The organism is Shinella sp. 20P9.1.1 (assembly GCF_057798995.1).
This window is the reverse complement of the sequence record NZ_JBYOLC010000009.1, coordinates 80,869-99,520: the sequence shown is the minus strand read 5'-3', so window position 1 is coordinate 99,520 and position 18,652 is coordinate 80,869. Positions and strand designations below refer to the sequence as shown.

Here is an 18,652-nt window from a genome sequence, read left to right as displayed (position 1 = left end):
CGGGGGATATCTCCTTCTAACCCGGTACAGCCTCAGGAGAGGCTTTCTTCAAAGTTCGCGTAGGTGAATTCGCGGACCGTTCTGATGGTGCCGTCCAGTTCGCGGATGGCGATCGCCGGCATTTTCACGCCGTTGAACCAGTTCTTCTTGACCATGGTGTAGCCGGCCGCATCCTGGATGGAGATGCGGTCGCCGACCTTCAATTGGTTCTCGAAATTGAACTCGCCGAAGATATCGCCGGCGAGGCAGGACTTACCGCAGACCATGGTGCGGTACGGGCCCGTATTGGGGGAAATCTTGGCATTCTCCCGGTAGATCAACAGGTCCAGCATATGGGCCTCGATCGATGCATCGACGATGGCCAGGTTCTTGCCGTTGTTGAGCAGGTCCAGCACCGTCACCTCCAGCGTGGTGGACCTGGTGATCGAGGCCTCACCCGGCTCCAGATAGACCTGCACGCCGTATTCGCCGGAGAAGCGCTTCAGCCGCTCGGCGAATTTTTCCAGCGGATAGTTTTCGCCGGTGAAATGGATGCCGCCGCCGAGGCTCACCCATTCGGCCTTCTTCAGGAGCGGGGCGAACTTCTCCTCGATCGTACCGAGCATGCGGTCGAACAGGTCGAAATCGCCGTTCTCGCAGTTGTTGTGGATCATGAAGCCGGAGATGCGGTCCATCACCGGCTCGACCTTTCTCACATCCCATTCGCCGAGCCGCGAGAAGGGGCGGGCGGGGTCGGCGAGGTCGAAGGTCGAGGACGAGATGCCGGGATTGAGGCGCAGGCCGCGCACGATGCCGGAGGCCTTGTCGGCGAAGCGGTCGAGCTGGCCGATGGAGTTGAAGATGATCTTGTCGGCGTGGCTGACGACCTCGTCGATCTCGTAATCCGCATAGGCGACGGAATAGGCATGCGTCTCCTTGCCGAAGCGCTCATGGCCGAGGCGCACCTCGTTGAGCGAGGAGGAGGTGGTACCGTCCATATAGTCGCGCATGAAGTCGAAGACCGACCAGGTCGCGAAGCATTTCAGCGCCAGAAGCGCATTGGCGCCGGAGAGTTCGCGAAGACGCGCGATCTTCTCCATGTTGGCGAGGAGCTTCGACTTGTCGATCAGGTAATAGGGTGTGGTCAGGGACATCGGGGACCTGTCTGCTGCGGTGGAACGGCCACCGGCGAAACAGCCGGCAACGCGATAGGAACGCGGGTGAGGGCAGGCGCAAACCGCCCGCTCCGCGTGGCTCAAAAAAGGGGAAGCCGCTGTTACGGTATCGTCGTGCGGACACGGCGATGGGACAGCGCTTTGGCGCTGTTACCCCGGTCGCGATAACGCTCAAGGAAGAGATTGGGCAGGCGCGGTGTCTTCACCGGACGGCGCAACGACGCAGCCAGCCTGACGGCGTAAAAGCCAGAGCGGGCCACAAGGGCGCGCATCGAGTAGCGTTCTTCCGTTCGGGGGGCATCCGAGCCCATCCCCGATTGGAAGAGGGTTTGCCAAGCCATGGCGTCCTCCCCAACCAGCAGATGAAACCTGCATTCAATGGGGCGCTCCCTAGCACAGGGCCGCCGGCAATTTCAATGCGTCCTTTTGTTCGAAAATTTCTTGAAATCGCTCTTGCACCTCTAGTCGCTAGAGGTCGTAGAACCATTTCATGAGACTGAAGAGGATTGTGCGATGGCTGATGTGAAAGAGACCCGGTTTCGCGTGGAGGGCATGGATTGCGCCTCCTGCGCCAGCAAGATCGATACCGCCGTGCGCCGCATGCCCGGTGTATCCGACGTTTCCGTTTCGGTGACGGCGGGCACGATGCGCGTGCAGCACGATGCGGAAAGCGATCTGGAGGCGATCCGCAAGAAGGTCTCCGGCCTCGGCTATGCGGTGACGCCGGCCGGCGCGGTGGCCGAAAAGACGGCGGCCAAACATGAGCATGGTCCGAATTGCAATCATGACCACGGCCACAGCCATGACCATGGGCACGACCACCATGATCACGCCGGGCATGACCACGATGCACCGAAGACGGCGGCCATCGAGGGCTTGCATGGCCATGATCATGGCCCGTCCGAGGGGCCGTGGTGGAAGGGCAAGAAGGGGCGGCTGACCATTCTCGCCGGTGCCGCACTCGTCGTCGCCTATGCCGTGGGCCATCTCTTTCCGGCCATCGAAACCTATGCCTTCATTGTCGCCATGGTCGTCGGCCTGCTGCCGATCGCGCGCCGCGCCATCATGGCGGCGCTGGCCGGCACGCCGTTCTCCATCGAGATGCTGATGACCATCGCCGCCGTCGGCGCGGTCATCATCAATGCGACGGAGGAAGCCGCGATGGTCGTCTTCCTCTTCCTCGTCGGTGAATTGCTGGAAGGTGTTGCGGCCGGCAAGGCGCGTGACAGCATCCGCTCGCTCTCCACGCTCGTGCCGAAGACGGCGCTGCTCGATGAGGACGGCCGCACGAAGGAAGTCCCGGCCGAATCGCTTGCTGTCGGTGCCGTCATTCTCGTGCGCCCCGGCGACCGCATTTCCGCCGATGGCACGATCATCGAAGGCGAAAGCGCCATCGACGAAGCACCGGTGACGGGCGAGAGCACGCCGGTGCGCAAGGAGGTCGGCGACGCGGTCTTTGCCGGCACGGTCAATGGCGATGCGGCTTTGCGCGTGCGCGTCACGGCGGCTGCGGCTGATAATACGATTGCCCGCGTCATCAAGCTGGTCGAGGAAGCACAGGAATCCAAGGCGCCGACCGAGCGCTTCATCGACCGCTTCTCGAAATATTACACGCCCGGCGTGGTCGTCGTCGCGGCCCTCGTCGCGATCATCCCGCCGCTGTTCTTCGGCGGCATCTGGAGCGAGTGGGTCTATAAGGGCCTCGCCGTGCTCCTGATCGGCTGCCCCTGCGCGCTGGTCATCTCGACGCCCGCCGCTATCGCGGCATCGCTCTCCGCCGGCGCCCGCCGCGGCCTGCTGATGAAGGGCGGCGCGGTGCTGGAAGGCCTCGGCAAGCTGACGGCCATCGCCTTCGACAAGACCGGTACCCTGACGGAGGGCAAACCCAAGGTCACCGACGTCGTCGCCTTCTCGGCTTCGGCCGAAGAGGTGCTGCGCCTCTCCGCAGCACTCGAAGCCGGCTCCAGCCATCCGCTGGCGCTCGCCATCCTTGCCAAGGCCGCCGAAGACGGTGTCGTCCCGCCGGTTGCCACCGGCTCGCGCGCGCTGGGCGGCAAGGGTGTGACGGCCACCGTCGAGGGCAAAGAGGTCTTCCTCGCCTCGCCGAAGGCCGCCGCCGAGCGCGTCGCTTTGTCCGCAGAGGTGCAGGCCGTCACGACGGCGCTTAACGACGACGGCAAGACCGTCTCCATGTTGATCGTCGACGGCGTGCTGGCCGGCGCCATCGCCATGCGCGACGAGCCGCGTGCGGATGCCGCCGCCGGCCTCAAGGCCCTCAGGGATCTCGGTATCAAGACCGTCATGCTGACCGGCGACAATGCCCGCACCGCCAAGGCCGTCGGCGCCGAACTCGGCATCGAGGTGCGTGCCGAGCTGATGCCGGAGGACAAGCAGCGCATCGTCGGCGAACTCCAGCGCGAAGGTTTCGTGGTCGGCAAGATCGGCGACGGCATCAACGACGCGCCGGCACTCGCCGCCGCCGATGTCGGCATCGCCATGGGTGGCGGCACGGATGTGGCGCTGGAAACGGCCGATGCCGCCATCCTACACGGCCGCGTCGGCGATGTCGCGCTGATGACGGACCTGTCGAAGCGCACCATGCGCAACATCGTGCAGAACATCGCGCTGTCGCTCGGCCTCAAGGGCGTATTCCTGGTGACGACGATCATCGGCATCACCGGCCTGTGGCCGGCGATTCTCGCCGATACCGGCGCCACGGTGCTCGTCACGCTGAACGCGCTGCGGCTGCTGCGGCCGATCCAGTAATGCGGCGCAGGACCCTTCTCGGTCTTGCCGGGCTCGCCGCGATCGTCGGAGCGACGGTCGCGGCAAAGCGGCGTCCCGCAGACCGGCCAAAACAGCGCGTCTTCGCCTTGCAGACGGTCGACGGCAAGCCCTTCGGCTCGGCCGATCTCGCCGGAAAACCCTATCTCGCCTTCTTCGGCTTCACCCATTGCCCGGATGTCTGCCCGACCGCGCTTTTCGAACTGAGCGGCCTGCTCAAGGAGATCGGCCCGGCAGCAGATCGCATCACGCCGCTCTTCATCTCCATCGATCCCAAGCGCGACACGGCGGAGCTTCTGAAGCTTTACATGACGTCCTTCGATCCGCGCATCATCGCGCTGCGCGGCGATGCTGCCCAGACCAAGGAGGCGGCGGAGGCCTTTTCCGCCTTTTACAGGAAGGTCGCGACGGAATCGGACAGCTACACGATGGAGCACACCGCCGGGCTTTTCCTCATCCGGGCGGATGGCCGGTTGCAGGGCATGCTCGACATGCATGAGCCACGCGCGGCGCAGCTCCAGAAATTGAAACGGCTTGCCGCGTCCTAATTGTGTTCGTCCTGGCAGAGATCGTGGTTCGCCAATGCGCGGATGACGTAGCAGTCACGAATCTGGTCGGAATGGCAATGGCTGGTGATGCGCACCAGCTCTGCCTCCAGCTTCTGCAGGCGCTCGATCTTGCGGCGCACGGTGCTCAGCTGCTCGGCGGCGATGCGGTCGGCGTCGTGGCAGGGGCGTTCGGGATGCTGGCTGAGTTCGATCAGCTCGCGGATGGCGTCGATGGTTAGGCCGAGATCGCGGGCGTGGCGGATGAAGGTGAGCCGGTCACGCTCGCCGCTGGAGTAGCGCCGCTGGTTGCCCTCGGAACGCTCGGCATGGGAAAGCAGGCCCATCTGCTCGTAATAGCGGATGGTCGGAACCTTGACGCCCGTGGCCTTGGAAAGATCGCCGATCGTCAGCATGGTCTGCCCTCCTGAAACGCACTCCCCCACAGATGTGCCGGGACGGCCGGCAAATCAAGCACCCGTCGTCCGGTTAAGGCTCGCTGCGGCCGGGGTTTTCCCGATCCCGGTCATAATGCCGCGCCAGCGGAAACGGCGGCAGCCAGGCCTCGCGGCGGATCGTCCAGAGTTCATAGGTCGGCGTGAACCGGTCGGGTGCATCAAGCGCACCGAGATTGACCTCGATTTCATCGCCGGTGCAGGCAAAGACCGGCGAGCCGCAGCGCGGGCAGAAGAAGCGCCCGGCATAATCGCGCGTCTCGCCCGTCACGGTCACGGCGTCGCGGGGGAAGATCGCCGAGGCGTGAAACAGCGCGCCGTGATGCTTGCGGCAATCGAGGCAATGGCAGATCCCGACCCGATAGGGAGAACCCGAGGTCTCAAGACGGACATTGCCGCACAGGCAGCCACCGGTCACGCGTTCCATGTCGTTCACCTCCCGATCCTAGGCTGATCCTGGAAAGGAGAACCATCCTAACGATATTTTGTTCGCCGTGTGATCCCGCGACGAAAGAAAGCCGCAAAGCTGGTCTTGAAGCTCAAGCGGCTTGAGGGTTTATGCTTTCCGCAAGATCGATGCCGGATTCGCGGCATTCCCACGGCATGATGCCGGGCAACGACCCTTCCGGGTCATAAGATTAACGAAGTTCTAAGCAATCGCTTGGACTCTAGGCACGAGATGCGCCGCCGATACTGCGGCGCCCCGATATTCAACACCGGCCCCAGCAATCGAAACCGATCCATGTTTGCGCTTCGCCATATCCTTTCTCGTGAAACCACCCGCCCGCGTCTTTCGCTTGTTACGCGCCTTGCTGCTGCGACCGTCGCCGGCAGCCTGCTTGCCGGCTGCATGGCCATGGATGTCGCCTCGCTTGCCGAAGCGCCGCAGCTTTCCAGCAAGGTGAAGGCGGAAATGGCGGCCAAGAAGATGCGGCCGGAAAGCCCTGTGCTGGTGCGTATCTTCAAGCAGGAAAGCGAGCTTGAGGTCTGGAAGGTCAATGCGAGCGGCCAGTACGCGCTGTTCAAGACCTATCCGATGTGCCGCTGGTCCGGAAAGCTCGGGCCCAAGACGAAGAGCGGCGACCGCCAGGCGCCGGAAGGCTTCTACCATGTCTCCGCCGGCATGCTGAACCCGAACTCGCAATACTACGTCTCGTTCAACCTCGGTTATCCGAACCGGCTGGAATCGGCGCTCGGCTATTCCGGCGAGGCGCTGATGGTGCATGGCGCCTGCTCGTCGTCGGGCTGTTACGCCATGACCGACCAGGGCGTCGGCGAAATCTACGCGATCGTGCAGAAGGCGCTGGATAGCGGCCAGGAGCGTTTCCAGGTGCAGGCCTATCCCTTCCGTATGACCACGGAAAACATGGCCAAGCACAAGGGCGATCCGAACATGCCGTTCTGGCGCACGCTGAAGGAGGGCTATGACGCCTTCGCCTTCACGCGCAAGCAGCCAAAGGTGTCCGTCTGCGGCGGCCGCTATGTCTTCAACCGGGATTTCGTGAATGGCGAGCCTGATGATCCGCTCGCCCAGTGCCCGGCCACGGTCGATGGCGCTCAAAATGATGTGATCGCGAAGATCGGTGCGGAACAAAAGAAGCTGGATGCGGCTTTTGCGAGCGCCACACCGGTTTCGAGCTTCGCCTATGTGGACGGCGGCATGCATCCGAGCTTCCGCTCGCTCCTGAAGCAGCAGGGCGCCAAGGGCATGGCCGCTCGCATTTCGCGCACGAAATATCCGGTCAGCCGGCCCGATGCCGCGCTGGCCGATCCCTATGACGATTGAGGTGTGAGGGCATTCCTTGACTGGTGAAAGCGTAACCCGCCGCTCCTTCCTGCTCGGTAGCGCAGGATTGGCAACCACGGTTCTGGCCGGCTGCACGACGCCGCAGCAGCCGAGGATCGTGCTCCACGCCGACCCGGTCGTCGATACCAGCATCTACGCCGCCATGTACGGCCCGAAGGACGACGAGCCCTATCCGCTGCCCGCCATTCCCTACCAGAAGATCGATCCGCGCTTCTATCGCCAGATGGTGCCCAACCCGACGGGCGAGCGCGCCGGCGTCATCGTCGTCGATACCGCGAGCCACTTCCTCTACCTGACCTATGAAGACGGGCAGGCGATGCGTTACGGCGTCGGCCTTGGCCGCGCGGGTTTCGAATGGGCCGGCCGCGGAGTCATCCAGTACAAGCGCGCGTGGCCGCGCTGGACGCCGCCGGACGAGATGATCGCCCGCCAGCCGGAGCTGGAGCCCTACAGCTCGCGCAATGGCGGCATGGAGCCTGGGCTGAAAAACCCGCTCGGCGCGCGCGCCATGTATATCTTCAAGGACAAGGAAGACACGCTCTACCGCATCCACGGCTCCCCCGAATGGTGGACGATCGGCAAGTCCGTCTCGTCGGGCTGCGTGCGCATGATAAACCAGGACGTGGTCGATCTGTTCAACCGCGTCCAGAACGGCACGCCCATCGTGGTGCTGGGCAATGCGGCCGTCGCCGCGGCCTATTGACTGGATACGATTTTCGCGCGTTATTGCATACAGTTTTCGGCCTGCCCTCCGAGGGGTGGGCTGACCCCTGTGCAAATGGAGACGCGCAAGAATGGCCGGCATCGAAACCCTGTTCACCAATGCGAAGCTGGCGGACGGCACGCTGAACGATATCGGCGTTGCCGGCGGCCGCATCGTCTCGATTGCGCCGGCCGGTTCGGCCGCCAACGCGGCGAAGAACATTGATATCGCCGGTGCGCTTCTCGTGCCCGCCTTCGTCGAGGGGCATATTCATCTCGATACCAGCTTTTTCGGCGACAAATGGATTCCGCACAAAGCCTGCACCAACGGGTTTGACGTGCATGAGCGCGTGGCCTTCCAGGCTCAGAACATGGCGCAGGCAGCCCCGATGGCGGAGCGCGCCCGCAAGCAGCTGGAACTTTGCGTCGGACACGGCTCCCTCTCCATGCGCAGCCATGTCATGGTCGATGCGTCGGTCGGCCTGAAATCGCTGGAGACGATCCTGGCGATTCGCGAGGAATATCGCGATATCATCGATATCCAGCTCGTCGCCTTCCCGCAGAGCGGCATCCTCAAGAGCCCCGGCACGGCCGCATTGCTGGATGAGGCGATCGCGATGGGCGCCGATCTCGTCGGCGGCCTCGACCCGGCGAGCTTCGACCGCGACCTGCAAGGCCATCTCGATGTCGTCTTCGGCGTGGCGGAGAAGCGCGGCGTCGGCGTCGATATCCACCTGCACGATTTCGGCTCGCTCGGCGTTTTTACGGTGGAGGAAATCTGTGCCTGCACGGTCGCGCTCGGAATGCAGGGCAGGGTGGCGATCAGCCACGCCTATGGCCTTGGTGATCTCGACGCGGATTCGGCCCGCCGCACCGGCGCGAAAATCGCCGCCGCCGGCGTCTCCATCATGACCAACGCCCCCGGCGACCATGCCTTTCCGCCGGTAGCACTTCTGCGCGCGGAGGGCGTCAATGTCTTCGCCGGCAGCGACAACATCCGCGATTCCTGGTGGCCCTATGGCGACGGCGACATGCTCGGCCGCGCGATGATGATCGGCTATCGCTCCGGCTTCTACACCGACGAGGAACTGAGCGCCGCCTTCGACGTGGTGACATCGGCCAGTGCGAAGGCGCTCGGCCTGGAAGCCTACGGCATCGCTGTCGGCGCGAAAGCGGATTTCGTGACGCTTGATGCCGAGCATGTTCCTGAGGCCGTCGTGGCCGTGCCGAAAGGGCGCCGGGTGTTTAAGGGCGGGCGGCTCGTCGCGGAAAATGGAAGCGTGATCCGGTAAAGCTGGCTCAAGAAGAAAGTTGGCTAGGTGAGGTTTGGCATTGGGGCTCCAAGCTTACCTGTGTCGCTAACCGTGCGAAAGCCTGCCTCGCTCTCCTCCGTCATCCTCGGGCTTGACCCGAGGATCCATCCACGCCCGCTGAGTTTGCCGCTTGGATCCTCGGGTCAAGCCCGAGGATGACGAAGGAGAGGTGAGGTGGAGGGGCCAGAAGGAGAGCGCCCAGGAGCTCTACGCGTCCAAATTACCCAAAAACAAAAAGGGCGCGCCATCGGCACACCCTTTCTTTTTTGCGCCTTGCAGCCGCTTACGTGCGCGGCTTGAGGTTTTCGGGGTCGTAGAGCGGCTTGTAGCCGATGCTGACGACCTCGACCGGGTAGATCTCGTCGAAATAGGAGATGGTGAGCTTGCGGCCTTCCTGGCAGTAGGCGTGCGGCAGGTAGGCCAGCGCGATGTTCTTGCCGATGGTCGGGCCGAAGGCGATGGAGGTCGTGTAGGAGCGGCGGCCGAGGTCGTCGATGAGGACTTCGCCGGTTGCCGGATCCATGACCGGCAGGTTGCCGAGCGGGTAACGTTTCACACCGTTCTTGTCCGTATTCTCGGTCATGACCAGCGTGCAGAGCATGGCGGGCTGGTGGGGCCTGGCCTTGTATTCCAGATGCTTGGCCTTGCCCCGGAAATCGGCTTCCTTGACCTTCGGACGGGCAAGGTCGGCTTCGATCAGGTTGTACTGGGTGAGCAGGTCGGCATTCTGCAGGCGCAGGCTCTTTTCCATGCGGCGCGAGTTGGCATAGGTCTCGACGCCGACGGCCATGGCGCCGGTGGAACGCAGCGCATCCCAGACGGCCAGGCCATCCTCGTACTTCATGTGCAGTTCCCAGCCCTGCTCGCCGACATAGGAGATGCGGAAGGCGGTCACGGACTTGCCCGCGATCTCGATCTGCTTGATCGCGGCGAAGGCGAAGTTCTCCTGGTCGAGACCGGCGGGATCCGCGACCACCTTCTTCAGGTTCTCGCGGGCGTTCGGCCCCCAGATGCCGATGGTGATGTACTTTTCCGACGTATCGGTGATGGTGACGTCAAGGCCACGATCCTCGGCAACGCGCTTCATATAGTGGAAGTCGCGCGGGCCGGCGTCGGCGCCGTTGACGAGGCGGCAGCGGTCGGCCATGCGGAAGACCGTGAAGTCGGCGCGCACCATGCCCTCGTCGTCGAGGAAGTGGGTGTAGATGCCCTTGCCGATATTGCCGTCGCCGCCGATTTTTGCCGCGCAGAGCCATTCCAAGAGCTCGACATGATCGGGGCCTTCGATATCCACCATGTGGAAGTGCGAGAGGTTGATGATGCCGACATCCTCGCTGAGCGCCAGGTGCTCGGCGTTGGAAACGCGCCAGAAATGGCGGCTGTCCCATTCGTTCTCGCGCACCGGAACGCGGTCGCCGTATTTTTCCAGGAGGTGCTCGTTGGCGGCGTATCCATGCGCACGCTCCCAGCCGCCGAGTTCCATGAAGTAGCCGCCGAGTTCCTTTTCGCGCTCATGGAAGGGTGAGCGCTTGGCGCCGCGACCCGAGGCATAGGGCTCGCGGTTGTGCACGGCCGGGAAGTAGATCTTCTGGGCGGCCTCGTAAGAGCGGCCCTCGATGAACTCTTCCGTCAGCTGGTGCGGATAGAAACGCGAATAGTCGATCGAGTTGTGGTCGATCTCGGTGCGGCCGTCCGTCATCCAGTCGGCGATCAGCTTGCCGTAGCCGGGGCCGTCCTTGACCCAGATGGCGACGCAATACCACAGGCCGCGCACCTTCTGGCTCTCGCCGCAGGACGGGCCGCCGGCGGCGGAAACCTGCAGCAGGCCGTTGAAGGAATGGCCTTCGTTATAGCCGAGTTCGCCGAGGATCGGCGTCAGTTCCATCGCCTTTTCGAGCGGCTCGAGGATCTGCTCCATGTCGAGGTCGCGCTGCGAGGGCGACAGGCGTGCCTCGTGCTTTTCGAGAATGTCGCGCGGGTGGCAGAGGCGCGGATTGGTCTGTTCGTAATAGCCCCACTCGATCTGGCCGCCCTCGGTGGTCTTCGGGTCGCCGGTGTCGCGCATATAGGCGGAGTTGCCCTGGTCGCGCAAAAGCGGGAAGCCGATTTCCTTGCCGGTGCCCTCGAACTCGTTATACGGGCCGAAGAAGGTCAGCGGATGGTCGACCGGCATGACGGGCAGGTCCTCGCCGACCATTTCAGCGATCAGGCGGCCCCAGATGCCGGCGCAGACGATGACGTGATCGGCCATGATCGTGCCGCGATGGGTGACGACGCCCTTGATGCGGCCACCCTCGACGATCAGCGACTGGGCCGGCGTGTTGCCATAGACCTGCAGCTTGCCGGATTTCTCGGCGGCGTCGACCAGCTTGCCGGCAACCGTCTGCGAACGCGGGACGACGAGGCCGGCATCCGGGTCGAACAGGCCGCCCATGACCTGATCCTGCTCGATCAGCGGGAACATGTCCTTGATCTCGGCCGGCGAGACATAATGCGCGCGGGTGCCGAACGCCTTGGCGGAGGAAAGCTTCCGCTTGATCTCTTCCATCCAGGTGTCGTCGCCGGTGCGGGCGACTTCCAGGCCGCCGATGCGGGCGTAGTGGCCCATCTTCTCGTAGAAATCGATCGAGTACTGGGTGGTCCAGACCGAGAGGTAGTCGTGGCTCGTCGTGTAGCAGAAGTCCGAGGCATGCGCCGTCGAACCGATGTCTGTCGGAATGCCCGACTTGTCGATGCCTACGATATCGTCCCATCCGCGCTCGATGAGATGATGGGCGATCGACGCGCCGACGATACCACCCAAACCGATGATGACGACCTTCGCCTTTTGCGGAAACTCTGCCATGTGCTGGACCCCGATGAAATATTGCGGCCGATCTTAGGGCCTGTGTTTGCGCCATTAAAGCCTGTCTGCGACGGGGCTGCGACCAGTTCCGACAGTGCTCGTCCGGTCGGGCGACCCTAGCGGATCGACCTGCCTGCGCAATGGCTTTCGTGAGATGCGTTTTGCGCGCGGCACTGCGACTTTGGAAGCGCATGCCGGGCATCGCCTGTCACATTTGCTATATATCGACGGGATAGAGCGCAGGGCGCATCGACAAGGGGAGGGGAATTGGTGAACGACACGGCGGCACAGGCTGATCTGCCTTCTCCTCAACCGGCCCATGGCGTCTCCTTCGGCGAGGCGTTCAAGGTTTGGGCGCGGGTGGCGGCGTTGAGTTTCGGCGGACCGGCGGGGCAGATCGCGGTCATGCACCGCATCGTCGTCGATGAGAAACGCTGGATCGGCGAGGGCCGCTTCCTCCATGCGCTCAACTATTGCATGCTCTTGCCTGGCCCGGAGGCGCAGCAGCTCGCCGTCTATATCGGCTGGCTGATGCACAGGACGCTGGGCGGCCTCGTCGCCGGCCTGCTCTTCATCCTGCCCGGTTTCCTGTCGATCCTCGCGTTGAGCTATGTCTATGTCATCTTCGGCGATGCGAGTGTGGTGGAAGGCCTGTTCTTCGGGCTGAAGGCGGCGGTGCTGGCCGTCGTCGTGCAGGCGGTCTTCCGCATCGGCAGCCGCGCGCTCACCAATCCGGCCATGCTCGCCATTGCCGCAATTGCCTTCATCGCCATCTTCGCCTTTAGGGTGCCGTTCCCGCTCATCGTGCTTCTGGCCGGCATCATCGGCTATCTCGGCTCGAAATCCGGCTCGCGCCTGTTTCGCACCGCCGGCGGCCATGCCGCGGCGAAAGGCGCGATCGTGCAGGATCGCGATTCGCTGCTCGGCGAGGCGATGCCCGCCCATGCGCGGCCCGGTCTCGGCTGGTCGCTGAAAATCTCGGGCACGCTGCTCTGTCTCTGGCTGCTGCCGGTTGGGCTCATCTGGTTCGTCGCCGGCGGCAACAGCGTCTTCGCGCAGATCGGCTTCTTCTTCAGCAAGATGGCGGTCGTCACCTTCGGCGGCGCCTATGCGGTGCTCGCCTATGTCGCGCAGGAGGCGGTGCAGCACTATGGCTGGCTGAAGCCCGGCGAAATGCTCGACGGGCTCGGCATGGCCGAGACGACGCCCGGGCCGCTGATCATGGTGCTGCAATTCGTCGGTTTCCTCGGCGCCTACCGCGATCCCGGCAGCCTCAGCCCCATGACGGCGGCGACGCTGGCGGCGATCCTCACCACCTGGGTCACCTTCGTGCCCTGCTTCCTGTGGATTTTCCTCGGCGCCCCCTTCATCGAGCGGCTGCGCGGCAATGCGGCCCTTTCGGGCGCGCTCTCGGCGATCACCGCCGCCGTCGTCGGCGTCATCCTCAATCTGGCCGTCTGGTTTGCCGTGCATACGCTGTTCGGCGAGGCAACGGTGCTGGCCGCCGGGCCGCTTCGCCTCGAATTGCCCGTGCCGGCCACGATCAACCTGCCATCGGCGCTGCTTGCCGTGGCCGCCGCCGTCGCGCTCTTCCGGTTCAGGATTTCCGTGCTGCTGACGCTCGGCCTCTCAGCGCTCGCCGGCGTGGTCTGGACATTGCTTTAGGCGATCACATTGCGCACGAAGCGCACCACGCTCTCGCCGGCATTGAGATAGGCATAGGGCTGATCAGTGTCGTAAACGGCGAAGCTGCCCGCCGGTAAATCCTTCGCGACGCCGGACAGTTCCAGCCGCAGCGTACCCTCGGTGACGAAGATCATCTCATGCCAGCCGGCCGGGTCCGGCTCGGCGTCGTAGCGCTCGCCCGGACCGAGCGACCAGTGCCACATCTGCGCCTCGGTCGTCGCAGGCGCGGAGCCGAGCAGCACGGCGGCGCTGTCCTCGTTTGCGCCGCGCCACGTCACCTCGTTGATCTCGGCCGATGGCGGGCGGGCCGGATCGCGCACCAGATCGACGAAACCGACGCCGATCGCGGCGGCGAGCTTGTCCAGGCTCGACAGGCTGATATTCGCATCGCCCCCCTCGACTGCCACGATCATGCGCCGGCTGATGCCAGACGCCTCCGCAAGGGCGGCCTGGCTGAGGCCCGCCTTCTGGCGCAGGCGCCGCAAATTGCCGGATACGTGGGCGAGGACGTCACTGCGTTCTTGACTGTGCAATATACTGCTCATATCGTTTGTTTGAAAAGCGGCGCAGCCGCACGACACCTTCTAACCCGAAAGGAGCCCGCCATGAAGATACGTGATTTCGGCGTCGAGATCTGGATGAACCGCTATGAGAACCATTGCGAGCTGAACCTTGCGGAAACCTGCGTGGAATCGCTGACGGTAGAGGAGCTTTTGGATATGGCCGGCAAGAAGGAGGCGATCCTTGCCGAGCTGCTGCCGATGAAGCTGACCTATGGCGCGATCGAAGGCAGCGAGCGGCTGCGCAAGCTGATCGCCGGCCTCTATGAAAAGCAGGCCTTGGAAAACGTCGTCGTCACCCATGGCGCGATCGGCGCCAATGCGCTGGTGCACGAAACGCTGGTGGAACCGGGCGACCGCGTCATCTCGGTCCTGCCGACCTACCAGCAGCACTATTCCATCCCGGAAAGCTTCGGCGCCGACGTGCAGATCCTCAAGCTGACGGCCGAGCACGGCTTCCTGCCGGATCTGGAGGAGCTACGCCGTCTCGCGACGCCGGGCACCAAGCTGATCTGCCTCAACAACCCGAACAACCCGACCGGCTCGCTGATGGACCGCGATTTCCTGATCGAGGTCGTCGACATCGCCCGCGCTGCCGGTGCCTGGATCCTCTGCGATGAGGTCTATCGCGGCACGGACCAGGAGGGCGACGGCATGACAGCCTCGATTGCCGACCTCTATGAGAAGGGCATTTCGACGGGCAGCATGTCAAAAACCTATTCGCTGGCCGGCCTGCGCCTCGGCTGGATCGTCGGCCCGAAGGACCTGCTGCACGCCGTCTCCATCCACCGCGACTACAACACGATCAGCGTCGGCATGCTGGACGATCATTTCGCGGCAATCGCGCTGGAAAACCGCGACAAGATCCTTGCGCGCAGCCATGCCATCACCCGCACCAACCTCGCCATCCTCGCCGTATGGGTGGAGGGCGAGCCGCTGATCTCCTGGGTGAAGCCGAAATCCGGCACGACGGCGCTTTTGAAATTCGACCTGCCGATGACCTCGGAAGCCTTCTGCACCAAGCTGCTGGAGGCCACCGGCGTGATGCTCACACCCGGCAGCGCCATGGACATGGAGGGATACCTGCGGATCGGCTACACCAATGGCGAAGAGGTGTTGCACGCGGGTCTCAAGCGAATCTCCGCCTTCCTGAAGCAGGAGCAGGCAGCACGGGCCGCCTGAATGCATCCTTAACAAAGCTTTACTGCACCCATGCGCCATTCGCATGGGTGTTCTGCCATCTCAGCGCTGTTCCGCATTGCAGCATAAAGCTATAAAGCCGTCATCGAAAGACGCGGCGCCATGGACCGGTGCCGAACAGAGAGCCTCCGGAAAGGGGATCATCATGAACATGGCACGTTCCTTCAACAATTGGCGCAAGTATCGTCAGACCGTCAACGAACTCGACCGCATGACCACGCGTGAACTGCGCGATCTCGGTATCGAACGTTCGGAAATCAAGACCGTCGCCCGCGCTGCCGTCGGTTTCTGATCGATTGCTGCAAAGCATCAGGATTTCGAAAACGCCCGCCCTCCGGCGGGCGTTTTCGCATGTGCGAACAACCTGGCGGTATTCGGGATTGGTTCGGAGGATTGAGATATTCGATCCGCGCATAGCGCATAGCTGCTTTGCAAAACGATGCCTATGAAATGATCAAGAATCGCATATAGTCATATTTATCGAAGCAACGTACCTCCTCCCACGAAGCTTCGATTGTGCAGAAGGCCCACTCCTCCTCCCAGGGCCGACTGCGGGAATGGCGGCACTCCTCCTCCCAGTCGCCATTCGGTTCTATCGGAAAGCCTGCCGCACCTCCTCCCGCGGCAGGCTTTTCCATTTCTGGACCTGCTTTCTTTTTCCCACCGCAATCGTCGCCGCTTTTCAGCGGCCGCCATCACAGGCTTTTCACCGGAGTCTGTTTCCCTGTATTTTTGAAAATATAGCGCTGGCCAAGCCGTAAATGCCGATATATTCAATGAGATATCACGCTGCCGGGAAGGCAGGAAAAGGGAGAGCCGGAATGAATCGTCGCCTGATTTTGAAACTCGTCGTCGCCGCCGTTGCGTCGCTGCCGCTTGCCTTGCCGGCCATTGCCGCCGAAAAGGTCACCGTCTTCGCCGCCGCGAGCCTCAAGAATGCGCTGGATGCCGCCAATGCCGCCTGGTCGAAGGACAGCGGCAACGAGACGACCGTCTCCTATGCCGCAAGCTCGGCGCTCGCCAAGCAGATCGAGGCGGCCGCACCTGCCGATCTCTTCATCTCGGCCGATCTTGCCTGGATGGATTATGTCGCTGAAAAGAAGCTGATCAAGGACGACACCCGCGTCAACCTACTCGGCAACCGCATCGTTCTCGTCGCACCCAAGGACAAGGCTTCGACGGTCGAGATCAAGGAAGGCTTCGATCTCGCCGGTCTTGTCGGTGACGGCAAGCTCGCCATGGGCGCGGTCGACAGCGTACCGGCCGGCAAATACGGCAAGGCGGCGCTGGAAAAGCTCGGTGTCTGGTCCTCCGTCGAGGGCAAGGTTGCCGGTGCGGAAAGCGTGCGCGCAGCGCTCGCGCTCGTCTCGCGCGGTGAAGCGCCCTACGGTATCGTCTACCAGACGGATGCCGCCGCCGATCCGGGCGTTGCCGTGGTCGGTACCTTCCCGGAAGACAGCCACCCGCCGATCATCTACCCGGTCGCCATCCTCTCGGAATCCAAGAGCGCTGCCGCTGCAGCCTATCTCGATTTCCTGAAGTCCGACAAGGCCGCGCCGTTCTTCACCGAACAGGGTTTTACGATCCTGAAATGAGGCGAGCCTCGCGATAGGTCAAGGCATTACACCGGTCTTGATTGATGAAGAGCCTTACCCCTTCTCCGTCATGTCAGGGCTTGACCCGAGGATCCACTCCCAAGGCAAGCCGGAGGGATGTGGCATGGATCCTCGGGTCAAGCCCTGACATGACGGAGGAGGGGGCGAGGCCTTGTCGACGTTTGGTCCCGGTCTTGCTGCCGGGGCTTTCGCTTTTTAAAAGGAACCAGAGTGGACTGGCTAACACTCAGCAGCGAGGAATGGACTGCGATCCGGTTGAGCCTTCGGGTCTCGTCGGTGGCCGTGTTCGTCAGCCTGCCGCTCGGCATTCTCGTGGCGCTGGCGCTGGCGCGGGGCCGCTTCTGGGGCAAGTCGCTCTTGAACGGCATCGTGCACCTGCCGCTCATCCTGCCGCCCGTCGTCACCGGCTTTATCCTGCTCATCCTGTTCGGCCGCCGCGGCCCGGTCGGTGCGTTCCTCAACGACTGGTTCGGCATCGTGCTCTCCTTCCGCTGGACGGGCGCAGCACTTGCCTGCGGCGTCATGGGCTTTCCGCTGATGGTGCGCTCCATCCGGCTCTCCATCGAGGCCGTGGACCGCAAGCTGGAGGAGGCGGCCGGCACGCTGGGCGCGAGCCCCGCCTGGGTCTTCCTCACCGTCACCCTGCCGCTCATCCTGCCCGGCGTCCTCGCCGGCATGATCCTCGCTTTCGCCAAGGCGATGGGCGAGTTCGGCGCGACCATCACCTTCGTCTCCAACATTCCCGGCGAAACGCAGACGCTGTCGGCCGCCATCTACACCTTCACCCAGGTGCCCGGCGGCGATGCCGGGGCGCTGCGCCTTACCCTCGTCGCCATCGCCATTTCCATGGTCGCGCTGCTCGCCTCCGAAATCCTGGCGCAGCGCCTCGGCCGCAAGGTGAACCTCGAATGAGCCTCGTGGTCGAAGCCCGCCACCGGCTCGGCGATTTCTCGCTGGATGCCGGCTTTGCCGCCGATGGCGGCGTGACCGCCCTGTTCGGCCGCTCCGGCTCGGGGAAAACCTCGCTCATCCGCATCATCGCCGGCCTGACCCGGCCGTCGGAAGGCCGTGTGCAGCTCGGCGACGACGTGCTGGTCGATACCGCTCGCCGCCTCTTCGTGCCGCCGCACCGCCGCCGTTTCGGCTATGTCTTTCAGGAAGCCCGCCTTTTCCCGCATCTCACGGTGCGGCAGAACCTGAATTACGGCCGCTGGTTCTCGCCGAAAGGCGCGCGCTCGGAAAATCCCGGCCGCATCATCGATCTGCTCGGCATCGGCGACCTGCTCGACCGCGAGCCGGCAAACCTGTCGGGCGGCGAGAAGCAGCGTGTCGCCATCGGCCGCGCCCTGCTCGCATCCCCGCGCTTGTTGCTGATGGACGAGCCGCTCGCCGCACTGGACGAGGAGCGCAAGGCCGAAATCCTGCCCTATCTCGAACGCCTGCGCGACGAGGCTGGCATTCCTATCGTCTATGTCAGCCACTCCGTCGCGGAAGTCGCGCGTCTCGCCGACAGGGTCGTGCTGATGACCGGCGGCCGCGTCGAAGCCATCGGCCCGGTTTCCGATGTGCTCGGCGGCCCGCGCCTGGCCTCGGCCATCGACCGCCGTGAGGCTGGCAGCGTGCTGGCGGGCCATGTCGAGACGCGCGATGCCGAGCATGGCCTCGCCACCATCCGCCTCGAGGGCGGTGCCGCCATCCTCGTGCCGGGCGCCATGGTATCTCCGGGTGACGCGGTGCGCCTGCGCATCCCCGCCCGCGACGTCATGGTGGCGACGGTGCGCCCGGAGGGCTTGAGCGCGCTCAATATCCTGGAAGGCACGGTGGAGGCCATCGAGCCTGATGGCGAGGGCATGGCAAGCTTGCGCATCGCCTGCGGCGAAGATCACGTGCGCGCCCGCATCACCGCATGGTCGGTCGAGCGGCTTGGTCTGACGCCGGGTCTGCCGGTTCATGCGGTGATCAAGACGGTCGCGCTAGAGTAGGTG

At 63.7% G+C, this 18,652-nt stretch carries 17 protein-coding genes; 11 read left to right on the top strand and 6 right to left on the bottom strand.

The annotated features are described in order from the left end of the window. Nucleotides 1–32 precede the first annotated feature (32 nt). A complete protein-coding gene (locus AC27VQ_RS16705) occupies nt 33–1,133 on the bottom strand; it encodes a carboxynorspermidine decarboxylase (protein ID WP_488717140.1) in 1,101 nt (366 codons plus the stop codon). A gap of 122 nt (nt 1,134–1,255) precedes the next feature. Then, nucleotides 1,256–1,495 carry a hypothetical protein gene (locus AC27VQ_RS16700; protein ID WP_488717139.1) on the bottom strand — a complete coding sequence of 80 codons (240 nt, stop codon included), beginning with the start codon at nt 1,493–1,495 and terminating at the stop codon, nt 1,256–1,258. 172 nt (nt 1,496–1,667) lie between these two features. Between AC27VQ_RS16700 and AC27VQ_RS16695 the strand changes: the two genes are divergently transcribed. Further along, nucleotides 1,668–3,920, top strand: a complete 2,253-nt coding sequence (locus AC27VQ_RS16695) for a heavy metal translocating P-type ATPase (RefSeq protein WP_488717138.1) — start codon at nt 1,668–1,670, stop codon at nt 3,918–3,920. After that, a complete protein-coding gene (locus AC27VQ_RS16690) occupies nt 3,920–4,486 on the top strand; it encodes an SCO family protein (RefSeq protein ID WP_488717137.1) in 567 nt (188 codons plus the stop codon). Before AC27VQ_RS16695 ends, AC27VQ_RS16690 begins: the two co-directional genes overlap by 1 nt. Here AC27VQ_RS16690 and AC27VQ_RS16685 read toward each other — a convergent pair. Further along, the gene (locus AC27VQ_RS16685; protein ID WP_488717136.1) at nt 4,483–4,899 is read right to left on the bottom strand and encodes a MerR family transcriptional regulator; all 417 of its coding nucleotides are present in this window, start codon (nt 4,897–4,899) and stop codon (nt 4,483–4,485) included. The genes AC27VQ_RS16690 and AC27VQ_RS16685 overlap by 4 nt on opposite strands. Before the next feature lie 73 nt (nt 4,900–4,972). Continuing rightward, a complete protein-coding gene (locus AC27VQ_RS16680; RefSeq protein ID WP_488717135.1) occupies nt 4,973–5,365 on the bottom strand; it encodes a GFA family protein in 393 nt (130 codons plus the stop codon). A gap of 315 nt (nt 5,366–5,680) precedes the next feature. Between AC27VQ_RS16680 and AC27VQ_RS16675 the strand changes: the two genes are divergently transcribed. From AC27VQ_RS16675 to AC27VQ_RS16665, 3 genes are all read left to right on the top strand, one after another. Then, nucleotides 5,681–6,724 carry a L,D-transpeptidase family protein gene (locus AC27VQ_RS16675; RefSeq protein ID WP_488717134.1) on the top strand — a complete coding sequence of 348 codons (1,044 nt, stop codon included), beginning with the start codon at nt 5,681–5,683 and terminating at the stop codon, nt 6,722–6,724. 16 nt (nt 6,725–6,740) lie between these two features. Beyond that, nucleotides 6,741–7,448 (top strand): L,D-transpeptidase, encoded by a 708-nt coding sequence (locus tag AC27VQ_RS16670; protein ID WP_488717133.1) that lies wholly within the window; start codon nt 6,741–6,743, stop codon nt 7,446–7,448. Nucleotides 7,449–7,539: 91 nt separating this feature from the next. Further along, nucleotides 7,540–8,739 (top strand): amidohydrolase family protein, encoded by a 1,200-nt coding sequence (locus tag AC27VQ_RS16665; protein ID WP_488717132.1) that lies wholly within the window; start codon nt 7,540–7,542, stop codon nt 8,737–8,739. Between the two features lie 304 nt (nt 8,740–9,043). Here AC27VQ_RS16665 and AC27VQ_RS16660 read toward each other — a convergent pair whose 3' ends face one another. Then, nucleotides 9,044–11,605: a GcvT family protein gene (locus AC27VQ_RS16660; protein WP_488717131.1), complete on the bottom strand. Its 2,562-nt coding sequence runs from the start codon at nt 11,603–11,605 to the stop codon at nt 9,044–9,046. Nucleotides 11,606–11,875: 270 nt separating this feature from the next. Here AC27VQ_RS16660 and chrA point away from each other — a divergent pair, with 270 nt between their 5' ends. After that, nucleotides 11,876–13,270 (top strand): chromate efflux transporter, encoded by a 1,395-nt coding sequence (gene chrA / locus AC27VQ_RS16655; protein ID WP_488717130.1) that lies wholly within the window; start codon nt 11,876–11,878, stop codon nt 13,268–13,270. Here chrA and AC27VQ_RS16650 read toward each other — a convergent pair. Then, nucleotides 13,267–13,824, bottom strand: a complete 558-nt coding sequence (locus AC27VQ_RS16650; protein WP_488717129.1) for a helix-turn-helix domain-containing protein — start codon at nt 13,822–13,824, stop codon at nt 13,267–13,269. The two genes, chrA and AC27VQ_RS16650, sit on opposite strands and share 4 nt — an antisense overlap. Before the next feature lie 72 nt (nt 13,825–13,896). On the opposite strand from AC27VQ_RS16650, the gene AC27VQ_RS16645 reads away from it, so the two are divergent. From AC27VQ_RS16645 to modC, 5 genes are all read left to right on the top strand, one after another. After that, the gene (locus tag AC27VQ_RS16645) at nt 13,897–15,033 is read left to right on the top strand and encodes an aminotransferase (RefSeq protein WP_488717128.1); all 1,137 of its coding nucleotides are present in this window, start codon (nt 13,897–13,899) and stop codon (nt 15,031–15,033) included. A gap of 163 nt (nt 15,034–15,196) precedes the next feature. Then, nucleotides 15,197–15,343: a DUF1127 domain-containing protein gene (locus tag AC27VQ_RS16640; RefSeq protein ID WP_117371435.1), complete on the top strand. Its 147-nt coding sequence runs from the start codon at nt 15,197–15,199 to the stop codon at nt 15,341–15,343. Nucleotides 15,344–15,872: 529 nt separating this feature from the next. After that, nucleotides 15,873–16,646: a molybdate ABC transporter substrate-binding protein gene (modA, locus tag AC27VQ_RS16635; RefSeq protein ID WP_488717127.1), complete on the top strand. Its 774-nt coding sequence runs from the start codon at nt 15,873–15,875 to the stop codon at nt 16,644–16,646. Nucleotides 16,647–16,877: 231 nt separating this feature from the next. After that, a complete protein-coding gene (modB, locus tag AC27VQ_RS16630; RefSeq protein ID WP_488717126.1) occupies nt 16,878–17,579 on the top strand; it encodes a molybdate ABC transporter permease subunit in 702 nt (233 codons plus the stop codon). Continuing rightward, entirely contained in the window at nt 17,576–18,649 is a 1,074-nt protein-coding gene (gene modC / locus AC27VQ_RS16625; protein ID WP_488717125.1) for a molybdenum ABC transporter ATP-binding protein, read from the top strand. The genes modB and modC overlap by 4 nt, the downstream gene beginning before the upstream one ends. Nucleotides 18,650–18,652 lie beyond the last annotated feature (3 nt).